Consider the following 15125-nt stretch of genomic DNA (forward strand, 5'->3'; position numbering starts at 1 on the left):
CGCCCACCGGTCAGGCGCCGCCGAGTTCGCTCTCCAGGAACCGGCGCAGTTCGTCGTCCGACACCTCGTCGGGGTGGCCGGCGCCCGCCGCCTCCCGTACGGAGGGTGCGGCGGCGTCGAGCTGGTCGAGCAGCCGCTGGAGCCGGCTGCGGAGTCCGTCGTGCAGTGCGGCGTCGGCCGGCAGCTGCGGGAACTCTCCTTCCATCTGGTCGAGTCGCTCCAGCACGGAGCCGCCGGCGGCCGGGGTTGTGCCGGGTGCGGGGGCGGGGGCGGGGGCCATCTTGGTCAGCAGGTGGTCGGCGAGTCCGGTGGGGGTCGGGTAGTCGAACAGCAGGGTGGCCGGGAGCCGGACGCCGGTGAGGGAGCCGAGCCGGTTGCGCAGTTCGACGGCGGTCAGGGAGTCGTAGCCCAGTTGCAGGAAGCCCTGTTCGGGGTCGATGGTGTCGGGCGTGTCGTAGCCCAGGACGAGGGCCGCCTGGGCGAGCACCGTGTCCAGGACGGCGTTGCTGTGCTCGTGTTCCGGCAGGGCCGCGAGGCGCTCGCGCAGGCCGTCGCCGGATTCCGGTGCCGTGCCGGCGGCGGCCGGGTGGCCGGCGCGGGCCACCCGCGGGGTGCGGGGGGTGAGGAGGTCGCGCAGCAGGTGCGGCACCTCTGCACCCAGGGCGCGCAGGGCGGCCGGGTCGAGGGCGGCCGGGGCGAGGAAGGCGTCCGGTGCGCGCAGGGCGGCATCCAGCAGGGCGAGGGCGTCGGGGCTGTCCATGGGCTGGACGCCGCCGCGTTCGACGCGGCGCAGATCGGCCTCGCCGAGCTTGCCGGTCATGCCGCTGCGTTCGGCCCACAGCCCCCAGGCCAGGGACTGTGCCGGGCGTCCCTCGGCGCTGCGCCGGGCGGCGAGGGCGTCGAGGAAGGCGTTGGCCGCCGAGTAGTTGCCCTGTCCGACGCCGCCGAAGGTGCCGGCGAGCGAGGAGAACAGGACGAACGCGACGAGGCCGCTGTCGCGGGTGAGTTCGTCGAGGTGCAGGGCGGCGTCGGCCTTGGCCCGCAGTACGGTGTCCAGCCGCTCGGGGGTGAGTGCTTCGACGATGCCGTCGTCGAGGACACCGGCGGTGTGCACGACGGCGGTCAGCGGGCGGTCGGCGGGGACGGCGGCGAGGAGTGCGGCGAGGGCGTCGCGGTCGGCGACGTCGCAGGCGGCGAGAGTCACCTCGGCGCCGTGGCCGCGCAGTTCCTCGGTGAGTGCGTCCATGCCCTCGGCGTCGGCTCCGCGGCGGCTGACCAGGAGCAGGGAGCGGACCTCGTGCGCGGTGACGAGGTGGCGGGCCACCTGCCGGGCGAGCACTCCGGACGCCCCGGTGAGCAGGACCGTGCCCCAGCCGGCGAGGCCGGTGACGTTCTGGGCGGGCACGTCCTGGGCGCGGGTCAGGCGCGGGGCGAGTGCGGCAGTGCCGCGCAGGGCCGTCTCCGGTTCGCCGCCGGCCAAGGCCGCGGGCAGCAGGTCGAGACAGGCGGCAGAGCCGTCGTGGTCGAGGAGGCCGAAGCGGCCCGGGTTCTCGGCCTTGGCGGCGCGGATCAGGCCCCATACGGCGGCCTGCGCCGGGTCGGTGGCCGCGGCGTCGGCCGCGGTGGTGGCCACGGCGTGGCGGGTGGCGAACACCAGCCGTGCCGGGGCGAATATCTCCTCCCGCAGCCAGGCGCCGGCCAGTTCGAGGGCCCGGTGGGTGGTCTGCCGGACGGCGTCGGCGCGGTCGGCGGCATCAGCGGTCGCGGGCAGGGCGGCCACCACCGTCTGCGGCATCGGCAGGCCGGCGGCGACGGCGGCGCGCAGGGCCTCGAGGCTGTCGTGGCGGGTCACCCGGCCGGCATGGGCGTCGGCCCAGGCTGCCAGGGTGTCGCCGGCGCCGGCCAGGACCGCTGCCGGGGCGGTGGCGGAGTGCGTCTCGGCGGGCACCCACCGCACGCGGTAGAGGTCGCCCGCGCCGGCGGACGGTGTGAGCCGGCTGCTGTCGAGGGGGCGCAGGACGAGTCCGGCGACCTCGGCGACGGGTGCACCCGTGGCGTCGGCGACCTGGACCGCGTACCGGTGCTCGCCCTGCGGGGCGAGGCGCACGCGCAGCGCGGCGGGCCCGGCCGCGGTCACCGACACGCCGGTGAAGGTGAACGGCAGGAGCGTGGGCCCCTCGGCGTCGGCGGCGAGTGCCACGGTGTGCAGGGCGGCGTCCAGGAGCGCGGGGTGGACGGTGAAGTCCTCGGCGCGCTCCAGAGGTGCGCCGTCCTGCGGGACGATCTCCGCGTACACCTCCTCGCCCAGGCGCCAGGCGGCGCGCAGGCCGCGGAAGGCGGGGCCGTAGGCGAAGCCGTTCTCGGCGATGCGGGTGTACAGCCCGGACACGTCGAGCGGTTCGGCGCCGGCCGGCGGCCACACAGCCGTATCGAGGTGGCCGGGCCGGCCGGGGTTCTCGTCGCTGAGCGTGCCCTCGGCGTGCCGGACCCAGGGCCGGGCCGTCGCGTCGTCCGCGCCGCCGGGCCGTGCGTGCACGCTCAGGGTGCGGGTGCCGGAGCCGTCGGAGGGGGCGACGGTGACCTGGAGCTGGACGGCCCCGGTGGCCGGCAGGACGAGCGGCGCCTGCAGGGTGAGGTCGGCGATCTGTGCCGCGCCGGCCCGTTCGCAGGCCTGGAGGGCGAGTTCGAGGAACGCGGTGCCCGGGAAGAGGACCACGTCGCCGAGTGCGTGGTCGCGCAGCCAGGGCTGGCGTTCCACGGACACGGTGCCGGTGAGCAGCACCCCGTCCGAGCCGGCCAGCGGTACGGCGATGTCGAGCAGCGGGTGCCCTGCCGCCTCCAGTCCGGCGCGGGCGACGTCGCGGGTGCCGGTGGTGGCCTCCAGCCAGTACCGGCTGCGTTGGAAGGGGTAGGTCGGCAGGTCGGTGCGGCGTGCGCCCAGCGGGGCGAGCAGCGCGGCCCAGTCGGGCGCGTGGCCGCGGGTGTGCAGCCGGGCGAGTGCGGTGGTGAGGGATTCGGTCTCGTCGGTGTCGCGGCGCAGCAGCGGGACGAGGGCGGCCTCGCCGGTGACGCAGTCGCCGGCCATCGCGGTCAGTACGCCGCCGGGGCCGATCTCGACGTAGGTGGTGATGCCCTGGTCCTCCAGGGTGCGTACGCCGTCGTGGAAGCGGACGGCTTCGCGGACCTGGCGCACCCAGTGGGCGGGCTCGGTCTCGTGCTCGCCCAGGGGGCGGCCGGTGACGGCGGAGACGACGGGCAGGGTGGGCGGGCGGTGGTCGAGGTGTGCGGTGAGCGCGGCGAATTCGTCGAGCATGGCGTCCATGCGGGGCGAGTGGAAGGCGTGGCTGACGTTCAGGCGCCGGGTCTTGCGGCCCTGGGCGGCCAGTGCGTCGGCGACGGCGGTCACCGCGTCCTGGTCGCCGGAGACGACGGTCGCCAGGGGGCCGTTGAGGGCGGCGATCGCGGCCTTGCCCTCGTGGCCGGCGAGCAGCGCCAGCACCTCTTCCTCGGATGCCTGTACGGAGATCATGGCGCCGCCCGCCGGGAGGGCCTGCATGAGCCGGCCGCGGGTGGCGACCAGCAGGCAGGCGTCCTGAAGGGAGAGCATCCCGGCGACGTGTGCGGCGGCGATCTCGCCGGCGGAGTGGCCAAGGACGGCGTCGGGCTTCAGACCCAGACTCTCCACGAGCCGGAACAGGGCGACCTCGACGGCGAACAGGCCTGCCTGGGTGTAGGCGGTCTGGTCGAGGAGTGCGGCCTCGGGGGTGCCGGCCGGTGCGAACAGGACGTCGCGCAGGGGGCGTTCGAGGTGGGTGTCCATGTGTGCGCAGACCGCGTCGAGGGCGTCGGCGAACGCGTCGTGCGCGGCGTAGAGCCTGCGTCCGGTCTCGGGCTGCTGGGCGCCCTGTCCGGAGAAGAGGAACGCCACCTTGCCGGAGCGTGCCCGCTCCACCGTCAGGCGCGGGTGCTGCCGGCCCTCGGCGAGTGCGGTCAGGGCCTCGGTGAAGGAGCCGAGGTCGCCGGCGACGATGGCGGCGCGGTCCTCGAACGCGGCCCGTGAGGTGGCCAGGGACAGGGCGATGTCGGCCGGGCTCGCACTGTGGGGCGGGGCGAGGTGGCCGAGCAGGCGTGCCGCCTGTTCGCGCAGGGCGGCCGTGCCGCGGGCCGACAGCAGCCACGGGACGACGGGCGCGGCGGAGGCGGAGGCGGAGGCGGAGGCGGAGGCCGGTGCGGCCGGGGTGTCCGCCGCGTCCGCGTCGTTCCCGGCGGACGGCAGCCTGCCCGCGGGCAGGGCCGCGGTCCCGGCGACACGCCCGGACCCGGACCCGGACCCGGCCCCTGACTCGGGCGCGGACTCGGGCGCGGGCGCGGGCTGGGGTTCGGGTTCCTGGAGGATGACGTGGGCGTTGGTGCCGCTGACGCCGAAGGCGGAGACGCCGGCGCGGCGCGGACCCTCGCCCGGGGCCCATGCGCGCTCCTGGTCGAGCAGGCGTACCGCGCCCGAGGACCAGTCGATGTGCGGTGAGGGGTTCTCGGCGTGCAGGGTGCGGGGCAGGACGCCGTGCCGCATCGCCATCACCATTTTGATGATGCCGGCGACACCCGAAGCGGCCTGGGTGTGGCCGATGTTGGACTTCAGCGCGCCCAGCCACAGCGGCCGCTCGGCGGGCCGGTCCTGCCCGTAGACCGCCAGCAGCGCCTGCGCCTCGATCGGGTCGCCGAGCCTGGTGCCGGTGCCGTGCGCCTCGACGGCGTCCACCTCGGACGGGGTAAGGCCCGCGGAGGCGAGGGCCTGGCGGATGACCCGCTGCTGCGCGGGCCCGTTGGGGGCGGTGAGCCCGTTGGAGGCGCCGTCCTGGTTGACGGCCGTGCCGGCGATGGTCGCCAGGACGGTGTGGCCGCCTCGGCGCGCGTCGGACAGGCGCTCCAGGAGCAGCAGGCCGACGCCCTCGGCCCAGCCCGCGCCGTCCGCGTCGGCGGAGAACGCCTTGCAGCGGCCGTCGGGCGACAGGGCGCGCTGCCGGCTGAACTCGATGAAGGTGTCCGGTGTGGAGATCACGGTGACGCCGCCCGCGAGGGCGAGCTCGCACTCCCCCGAGCGCAGTGCCTGCACGGCGAGGTGCAGGGCGACCAGCGAGGAGGAGCAGGCGGTGTCGACGGTGACCGCCGGGCCTTCCAGTCCGAAGGTGTAGGCGATGCGGCCGGAGGCGACGCTGCTCGCGCTGCCCGTGGCCAGATATCCTTCCAGGCCGTCGGGTGCCCGGCGGGCCCGGCTGCCGTAGTCGTTGTAGTTGGAGCCGATGAAGACGCCGGCCTGGGTGCCGCGGACGCGTGCGGGGTCGATCCCGGCCCGTTCGAAGGCCTCCCACGACGTCTCCAGCAGCAGCCGGTGCTGCGGGTCGACGGCGACGGCCTCACGGGGTGAGATCCCGAAGAAGGCGGGGTCGAACTGGTCGGCGTCGTAGAGGAATCCGCCGTGGCGGGCGTAGGAGTGGCCGGGCTTGTCGGGGTCGGGGTCGTAGAGGCTCTCCACGTCCCAGCCGCGGTTGTCGGGGAACGGTGCGATGGCGTCCGTGCCGTCGGCGACCAGGCGCCACAGTTCCTCGGGCGAGCGGACGCCGCCGGGGAAGCGGCAGCCCATGCCGACGATGACGATGGGGTCGTCGTCGACGGCGGTGTGCGGGAGGGCGGGCAGACCGTCCGCCGCGGCGGCGCTGTCGTCGCCGAACAGTTCCGCGTCGAGGTAGGCGGTGAGTGCCGCGGCCGAGGGGTGGTCGAAGGCCATGGTGACCGGCAGGCGCAGCCCGGTCGCCTCGGCGAAGCGGTTGCGCAGTTCGACGGCGGTCAGCGAGTCGAGGCCGTGGATGGCCCGGTCCTCGGGCACGGCTTCGAGGTCGGTGTGGCCGAGGACGGCCGCGGCCTGCCGGCGGACCTCCAGCAGGAGTGCCGCGCGGCGTTCGGCCGGGGCCAGTCCGCGCAGCCGTGCCACCAGCGGCGGCCCGTCCTTGGCCGTGGTGTCCTTCTCGGCGTGCTCGCCGGCGGCGGCGGCCCTGCGGGCCTCGGGGAACTCGCGCAGCGCGGCGAAGGCGCGGGCGGTGATCAGTTTCCAGTCGACGTCGGCGACGACGAGGAACTCCTCGTCCTGGTCGAGGGCCTTTTGGAGGGCGGACACCGCCAGCTCCGGGTCCATGGGCGGCACGCCGTCGCGGCGCAGCCGCTCGGCGGCCTCCTCGCTGACCATGCCGCCCCCGGCCCAGGTGCCCCAGGCCACGGAGGTCGTCGGCAGGCCGTCGGCGCGCCGCCGGGCGGCGAAGGCGTCGAGGAAGGCGTTGGCGGCGGCGTAGCTGCCCTGGCCGGATCCGCCGAGCGTGCCGGCCATGGAGGAGAACAGGACGAACGCGGAGAGGTCGAGGTGACGGGTCGCCTCGTGCAGGGCCAGCGCGGCGTCCGCCTTGGGCCGCAGGACGCCGTAGGCGCGCTGCGGGGTGAGTGCGTCGATGACACCGTCGTCGATGATGCCGGCGGTGTGGACGACGGCGGTCAGGGTGCCGCCGCCGGGCAGGTCGTCGACGAGTCGGCAGACGGCCTCGCGGTCGGCGACGTCGCAGGCGACGACGCTGGCCGGGGTGCCCAGCTCGGCGAGTTCGGCGACGAGTTCGGCGGCGCCGGGGGCTTCGGGGCCGCGGCGGCTGACCAGCACCAGGTGCTCGGCTCCGCTGCGGGCCAGCCAGCGGGAGATGTGCCGGCCGAGGCCGCCGGTGGCTCCGGTGACCAGGACGGTGCCGCTGGGTGTCCAGGCCGGTCCGCCCGGGCGCGGGCCGTCGCCGGCCCGGACGAGCCTGCGGGCGAACAGGCCCGAGGGGCGCAGGGCGATGTGGTCCTCGTCGAGGTGTCCGGACAGGGCGGCGGCCAGGCGGCGGCCGGCCCGCTCGTCCACGGTCTCGGGCAGGTCGATCAGGCCGCCCCAGCGCTGCGGGTACTCCAGCGAGGCGATCCGGCCCAGGCCCCAGCTCATGGCCTGCAGCGGGTTCTCCAGCCGGTCGTTGCGGTGTACGGAGACCGCGCCGCGGGTGGCGCACCACAGGGGCGCGTCGAGTGACGCGTCGCCGAGCGCCTGGAGCAGGGTGGTCATCAGGACGAGGCCGGTGGGCAGGACGCTCTCGTCGGCCCAGGGGCGTTCGTCGAGAGCCAGCAGGGACAGGACACCGCGTACGGGCTGGTGGGCGGCCTCCTCCCGCAGGAGGTCGGCGAGGCGCTCGCGTTCGGCCTCGCGGGCGCCGATGACGAGGGTGCGCAGGCCGGCGGCCCGCTCCCCCACCGCCTTCGTCACGCCGCGTACGAGTTCGCTGTCCTGGTGTTCCTCGGGGACGACGAGGAGCCAGGTGCCGTCGAGTGCCGCGGCAAACGTGCCCCGTTCGGGCTTGGGCCGCCAGGTGATGCGGTAGCGCCAGCTGTCCAGTGTGGAGAGTTCCTGCCGGCTGCGGCGCCAGGACGACAGGGCCGGGACGACTTCTCCCAGGGACTGTGCGTCGTCGAGGCCGAGGGTCTGGGCGAGGGTTTCGACGTCGCCGTCCTCGACCGACGCCCAGAAGCTGTCGTCGGCCAGGTCGATGCCGCCGAACGTGATGGGATCGGCGAGGGGTCCGGCTTGTTCGGGCAACTCCAGCCAGTAGCGCCGGCGCTGGAAGGCATACGTCGGCAACTCCACCCGACGCGGCGCGAGGCCCTCGAACACCGGGCTCCAGTCCACGCCCACACCCCGCACCCACGCCTCACCCAACGACGTGTAGAACCGGGCCAGACCCCCCTGACCACGACGCAGCGTGCCCGTCACCAGAGCCTCGCCGCCCGCTGCTTCGACGGTCTCCGCGACCGGGACCGTCAGCACCGGATGCGGACTCATCTCCAGGAACGCGCCATGCCCGGCACTCACCAACTCCCGCACCGCGGACTCCAGCTCCACGGTCCGGCGGAGGTTGGTGTACCAGTACCCGGCATCCGTCACCGCCGACTCGACCCACTCACCCGTCACCGTCGAGAAGAACGGCACCACCGGCACCCGCGCCACCACCGGACCAAGAACCTCCAGCAGCTCGTCACGGATCGACTCCACATGCGCCGAGTGCGAGGCGTAATCCACCTCGACCCGCCGCACCCGTATCTCCCGCGTGCCCGCAAGGTCCATCAGTTCATCGAGTGCGTCCGCGTCGCCGGAGACCACCACCGACGTGGGGCCGTTCACGGCGGCGACCGACACCCGGCCGTCCCAGCCCGCGATCAGCTCCTGGACCTGCTCACGCGGAAGGGCCACCGACACCATCCCGCCACGCCCCGCCAGAGCGATGATCGCCCGGCTCCGCAACGCCACCACCCGGGCGCCGTCCGCCAGGCTCAGCGCACCGGAGACCACCGCGGCGGCGATCTCACCCTGCGAGTGCCCCACCACCGCGGCCGGACGCACCCCGAACGACTCCCACAACGCCGCCAGCGACACCATCACCGCCCACAGCACCGGCTGCACCACATCCACCCGCTCGAACCCCGCAGCACCCTCCACACCCCGCACCACATCCACCAACGACCAGTCCACAAAAGCGTCCAGCGCCGCCGCACACTCACCGAACCGCGCCGCGAACACCGGCGAGGAGTCCAGCAACTCCACCGCCATCCCCACCCACTGCGCCCCCTGCCCCGGAAACACGAACACCGAGTCGGTGTCCTCGCCGGGGTTGTGGGTGGTGCCGCGGACGAGTGCGGGGGTCGCCTCGCCGTCGGTGAGGGAGGTGAGGGCGGTCAGGAGTTGGTCGCGGTCGGTGCCGACGACGACGGCGCGCTCTTCCAGTGCGGCGCGTCCGGTCGCCAGGGAGTGGGCGACGTCGACGGCGTCGAGGTCGCCGGTCTCGATGGCGGACGCGAGCCGGCCGGCCTGGGCCTTGAGGGCCGTGTCCGAGCGGGCCGTGACGAGCCAGGGGAGGACCGGGTCGTCCGCCGTGGGGGCGGGCCGCGGCGCGGCTTCGGGCTCCGGCTGCTCGATGATGATGTGGGCGTTGGTGCCGCTGACGCCGAAGGAGGAGACGCCGGCGCGGCGGGGGCGGCCGAGTTCGTCCCAGGGCCGTGCCTGGGAGAGGACCTCGACGGCGCCGGCCGTCCAGTCCACGAACGGTGACACCTCGTCGGCGTGCAGGGACTTGGGCATCGTGCCGTACCGGATGGCCTGCACCATCTTGATGACACCGGCCATGCCCGAGGCGGCCTGGGCGTGGCCGATGTTCGACTTCACCGAGCCCAGCCACAGGGGCCGGCCGGCGGGCCGGTCCTGGCCGTAGGTCGCCAGCAGGGCCTGTGCCTCGATCGGGTCGCCGAGCTTGGTGCCGGTGCCGTGTGCCTCGACGACGTCGACGTCCGCCGTCGTCAGGCCGGCGTTCGCCAGTGCGGCTTGGATCACGCGTTGCTGGGAGAGGCCGTTGGGGGCGGTGAGGCCGTTGGAGGCACCGTCCTGGTTGATCGCCGTACCGCGGACCACGGCCAGCACCGGGTGGCCGTGGCGGCGTGCGTCGGAGAGCCGCTCCAGGAGCACCATGCCGACGCCTTCGGCCATGCCCATGCCGTCGGCGTCGGCGGAGAAGGGCTTGCAGCGGCCGTCCGCCGCGAGTCCGCGCTGCCGGCTGAAGCCGACGAGGCCGATGGGCTCGCCCATGACGGCGGCGCCGCCGGTGAGCGCGAGCGAGCACTCGCCGGAGCGCAGCGACTGGACGGCCATGTGCAGGGCGACCAGGGCGGAGGAGCAGCCGGTGTCCATGGTGACGGCCGGGCCCTCGAGGCCGAGGGTGTACGAGATGCGGCCGGAGGCGATGCTGGTGACGGTCCCGGTGATCAGGTGGCCCTCGAAGCCCTCCGGTGCCTGGGAGCGGGAGCCGTAGCCCTGGTGGGAGGCGCCGACGAAGACGCCGGTGGGGCTGCCGTGGAGGCTGTCCGGGGCGATGCCGGCCCGCTCCAGGACCTCCCAGGCGGTCTCCAGGAGGAGGCGCTGCTGGGGGTCCATGGCGGTCGCCTCGCGCGGCGAGATCTCGAAGAAGGCGGCGTCGAAGTCGGCCGCGTCGTGCAGGAAGCCGCCTTCGCGGGTGTAGGTCGTACCGGCCCGGTCCGGGTCGGGGTCGTAGAGGTTGTCGACGTCCCAGCCGCGGTCGGTGGGCAGCAGGGACACCGCGTCGGTCTCGTCCTGGACCAGCCGCCACAGCTCGTCGGGCGAGGTGACGCCGCCGGGGAAGCGGCAGCCCATGGACACGATGGCGATGGGTTCGTCGTCGGGCGCGGCGGCCGCGCGGGTGACGGCGGCGGGCAGGGAATCGGCGGCCGTGTCCTCGGGGGCGAGGCGGGTGCGCAGGAGGCGGACGAGGTCGCGCACGTTGGGGTGGTCGAAGACGATCGTCGCCGGAAGGCCCAGGCCGGTGGCGGAGTTGAGCCGGTTGCGCAGTTCGACCGCGGTGAGGGAGTCGAAGCCCATGTCGCGGAAGGCACGGGTGACGGCGATCTCCGCGCTGTCCGCGAAGCCGAGGACCCCGGCCACCTCGCTGCGGACCAGTTCGGACAGGGCCCGGTCGCGCTCGGCGGCGGACATGCCGGCCAGTTCCGCGCGGAGGGTGTCGGCGCGGCTGTCCGCGTGTCCGGCGACGGCCTCGTCGGCCTTCATCGCCTCGGCGACCTCCGGCACCTCGTGCAGGAGCGGTCGCGGGTGTGCGGCGGTGAAGACGGGGACGAACCGCTCCCAGTCGATGTCGGCGACGGCGAGGAAGGTGTCGTCGTGGTCGAGTGCCTGCTGCAGTCCGTCGACGGCCAGCTGCGGGTCCATGAAGGGGATGCCGCGCCAGCGCAGCTGTTCCCGGACGATGTTGACCGCCATTCCGCCGCCCTCGGGGCTCCAGATGCCCCATGCGAGGGAGGTACCGGTCAGGCCGCGGGCGCGGCGGTGGTCGGCGAGCGCGTCGACGTAGGCGTTGGAGGCGGAGTAGGCGCCGTGGTCGCCGCTGCCCCAGGTGCCCGCGACCGAGGAGTACAGCACGAACGCGTCGAGGCGGTCGTGGTCGAAGACGGCGTCGAGGTTCGCCGCTCCCAGGAGCTTGGCGCGCAGGCCCTCGGCGAAGAAGTCCATGTCGGTGTCGGCGAGCGGCGCCAGCATGCCGACGCCGGCGGTGTGCACGACGGAGCGGATGGCGGGGCCGTCGGCCTCGACCTGCTGGACGAGCCGGGTCAGGGCGTCGCGGTCGGCGACGTCGCAGGCGGCGATGGTCACGCGGCAGCCGAGGGCGGTGAGTTCGTCGCGCAGTTCGGCGGCGCCGGGGGCGTCGAGGCCGTGCCGGCTGGTGAGTACCAGGTGTTCGGCGCCGTTTCGGGCGAGGAGGCGGGCGGCGTGGCCGCCGAGCCCTCCGGTGCCGCCGGTGACCAGGGCGCTGCCGCTGGTGCGCCAGGTCCGGGCACCGGGGCGGCCGGACAGCGGGGCGCGGACCAGGCGGCGGATGTAGGTGCCGGAGGGGCGCAGCGCGATCTGGTCCTCGTCGCCTGCGGCGGCGAGGGTGGCCACGAGTGCGGCTCCGGTGCGCGGGTCGAGGTGGGCGGGCAGGTCGATCAGGCCGCCCCACAGTTTGGGCTGTTCGAGGGCGAGGACCCGGCCGAGTCCCCAGACGGCGGCCTGGAGGGGGTGCTGCACGGTGTCGCCGCCGACGCCGGTGGTGGCCGACTCGGTGGTCAGCAGCCACAGCCGGGTGTCGGTCCCGGCGTCGAGGAGACCCTGGACGAGGGAGAGCGACTGGGTGAGGCCGACGGTGGGACCGTCGTGGCCGGGCGCGGGGCGTTCGTCGAGGGAGAGGAGGGACACCACTCCGCGTACGGGTGTGGAGGTGTCGGCGGCGACGATGTCGGTCAGCTGTTCCGCGACGGCGGCCCGGTCGAGGTCCGTCTCGCTCATCACCAGGGGGACGGTCGCGGCCCCGGCCTCGACGAGGAGGCGGGACACGGCCTGGACGATCGTGTCGTCCTGGTGGGTCTCGGGGACGATCACGAGCCAGGTGCCGTCCAGGGCTGCGGTGGCAGGCGTGGCGGCGGGCTTGGGCCGCCAGGTGATGCGGTAGCGCCAGCTGTCGAGTGTGGAGCGGTCCTGCCGGCCCCGGTGCCAGGACGACAGGGCCGGGACCACCTCGCCCAGCACCGACGGGTCGTTAAGGCCGAGAGTGCGGGCGAACTCTTCCAGGTCGCCGTCCTCGACGGTCTTCCAGAACCGCTCCCCCACCGGATCCACCACCCCGGCCGAGGTCTTCGGCAACTCCAGCCAGTAACGCTGCCGCTGGAAGGCATACGTCGGCAACTCCACCCGACGCGGCGCGAGGCCCTCGAACACCGGGCTCCAGTCCACGCCCACACCCCGCACCCACGCCTCACCCAACGACGTGTAGAACCGGGCCAGACCACCCTGACCACGACGCAGCGTGCCCGTCACCAGAACGTCGGCGCCCGCTGCCTCGACGGTCTCCGCGACCGGGACCGTCAGCACCGGATGCGGACTCATCTCCAGGAACGCGCCATGCCCGGCACTCACCAACTCCCGCACCGCGGACTCCAGCTCCACGGTCCGGCGGAGGTTGGTGTACCAGTACCCGGCATCCGTCACCGCCGACTCGACCCACTCACCCGTCACCGTCGAGAAGAACGGCACCACCGGCACCCGCGCCACCACCGGACCAAGAACCTCCAGCAGCTCGTCACGGATCGACTCCACATGCGCCGAGTGCGAGGCGTAATCCACCTCGACCCGCCGCACCCGTATCTCCCGCGTGCCCGCAAGCTCCATCAGTTCATCCAGTGCGTCCGCGTCGCCGGAGACCACCACCGACGTGGGGCCGTTCACGGCGGCGACCGACACCCGGCCGTCCCAGCCCCCGATCAGCTCCTGGACCTGCTCACGCGGAAGGGCCACCGACACCATCCCGCCACGCCCCGCCAGAGCGATGATCGCCCGGCTCCGCAACGCCACCACCCGCGCGCCGTCCGCCAGGCTCAGCGCACCGGACACCACCGCAGCGGCGATCTCACCCTGCGAATGCCCCACCACCGCGGCCGGACGCACCCCGAACGACTCCCACAACGCCGCCAGCGACACCATCACCGCCCACAGCACCGGCTGCACCACATCCACCCGCTCGAACCCCGCAGCACCCTCCACACCCCGCACCACATCCACCAACGACCAGTCCACAAAAGCGTCCAGCGCCACCGCACACTCACCGAACCGCGCCGCGAACACCGGCGAGGAGTCCAGCAACTCCACCGCCATCCCCACCCACTGCGCCCCCTGCCCCGGAAACACGAACACCGAGTCGATGTCCTCGCCGGGGTTTTCGGCGAGGCCTCGGGCCACGGTGGCGGGCTGGTCGCCGTGTGCGGTGGCCCGCAGGGCGGTGAGCAGTTCGTCGCGGTCGGTGCCGACGACGACGGCGCGCTCCTCCAGTGCGGCGCGCCCGGTCGCCAGGGAGTGCGCTACGTCGACGGCGGCCAGGCCGCCGGTCTCGATGCGGGCGGCGAACTGTTCGGCCTGGGCCTTGAGGGCCGTGTCCGAGCGGGCGGACAGCAGCCAGGGAAGGGCGGCCGGGGCGGCGGGTTCGGCCGGGGCGGCGGGTTGGGCCGGGGCCTCCTGCGGTGCCTCGTCCTGCGGTGCCTGCTCGATGATGACGTGGGCGTTGGTGCCGCTGCCGCCGAAGGAGGAGACGCCGGCGCGGCGGGGCCGGCCGGTCTCGGGCCAGTCGACGGCTTCCGTCAGGAGCGTGAGGGGGCCGGCGGACCAGTCGACGTGGGAGGTCGGCTCGTCGACGTGCAGGCTCTTGGGGAGGAGGCCGTGGCGCAGGGACTCGACCGTCTTGATCACGGCGGCGACGCCCGAGGCGGCCTGGGTGTGGCCGATGTTGGACTTCACCGAGCCCAGCCACAGGGGCCGGTCGGCGGGCCGGTCCTGGCCGTAGACCGCCAGCAGCGCCTGTGCCTCGATCGGGTCGCCCAGCTTGGTGCCGGTGCCGTGCGCCTCGATGACGTCCACGTCGGTCGTCGACAGGCCCGCGTTCGCCAGCGCGGCGCGGATCACGCGCTGCTGGGAGGGACCGTTGGGGGCGGTGAGGCCGTTGGAGGCACCGTCCTGGTTGATCGCCGTACCGCGGACCACGGCCAGCACCTGGTGGTTGTTGCGGCGCGCGTCCGAGAGCCGCTCCAGGAGCAGGACACCGACGCCCTCACCCCAGCCCGTGCCGTCCGCGCCCTCCGCGAACGGCTTGCACCGGCCGTCCACCGCGAGCCCCCGCTGGCGGCTGAACTCCACGAAGTTGCGGGTGGTGGCCATGACGGTGGCGCCGCCGGTGACGGCCATGGAGCACTCGCCGGTGCGCAGGGCCTGCACGGCGAGGTGCAGGGCCACGAGGGACGAGGAGCACATGGTGTCGAGGCTGACGGCGGGTCCTTCGAGGCCGAAGCTGTAGGAGAGCCGGCCGGAGAGGACGGCGGCGGAGCCGCCGGTCAGCAGGTGGCCCTCGACGTCGTCGGGCGCGTTGCTGCCGTCGAGGGCGTAGCCCTGGTTGCTGGAGCCGATGAAGACGCCGGTGCTGCTGCCGCGCAGGGTGTTCGGGTCGATACCGGCCCGCTCGAAGACCTCCCAGGTGGTCTCCAGCAGGAGGCGCTGCTGGGGGTCCATGGCGAGGGCCTCGCGCGGCGAGATGCCGAAGAACGCGGCGTCGAACTCGGCGGCGTCGTAGAGGAAGGCCCCCTCGCGCACATAGCTGGTGCCGGTCCGGTCGGGGTCCGGGTCGTAGAGGGCGTCGAGGTCCCAGCCGCGGTCCGTGGGCATGGCCGCGACGGTGTCGGTGCCCTCGGTCACCAGCTTCCAGAGGTCCTCGGGGGTGCGGGCTCCGCCGGGCATGCGGCAGGCCGTGGCCACGATGGCGACGGGCTCGTGTTCGCGGGTCTCGAACTCGGCGAGCCTGCGGCGGGTCTGCCGCAGGTCCGTGGTGACCCGCTTGAGGTAGTCGCGGAGCTTGTCCTCGTTGTTGTCCATGGCAAAGTCAGCCCTTCGAGAATCGGGAGCCATGACGGGG

General features: G+C 74.3%; 1 protein-coding gene. It reads right to left on the bottom strand.

The features are described 5' to 3' along the window. Positions 1 to 10: 10 nt before the first annotated feature. On the bottom strand, positions 11 to 15085 hold the full coding sequence (locus tag OG747_RS00720; protein WP_405876762.1) for a type I polyketide synthase: 15075 nt from the start codon (positions 15083 to 15085) through the stop codon (positions 11 to 13). Between the last annotated feature and the right edge of the window lie 40 nt (positions 15086 to 15125).

The organism is Streptomyces sp. NBC_01384, assembly GCF_045040035.1.
Lineage (GTDB): Bacteria > Actinomycetota > Actinomycetes > Streptomycetales > Streptomycetaceae > Streptomyces.

What these genes read in the sequence shown, in the direction of transcription:
- OG747_RS00720 (WP_405876762.1), bottom strand. Translation starts at nt 15,085, where the DNA reads ATGGACAACAACGAGGACAAGCTCCGCGACTACCTCAAGCGGGTCACC.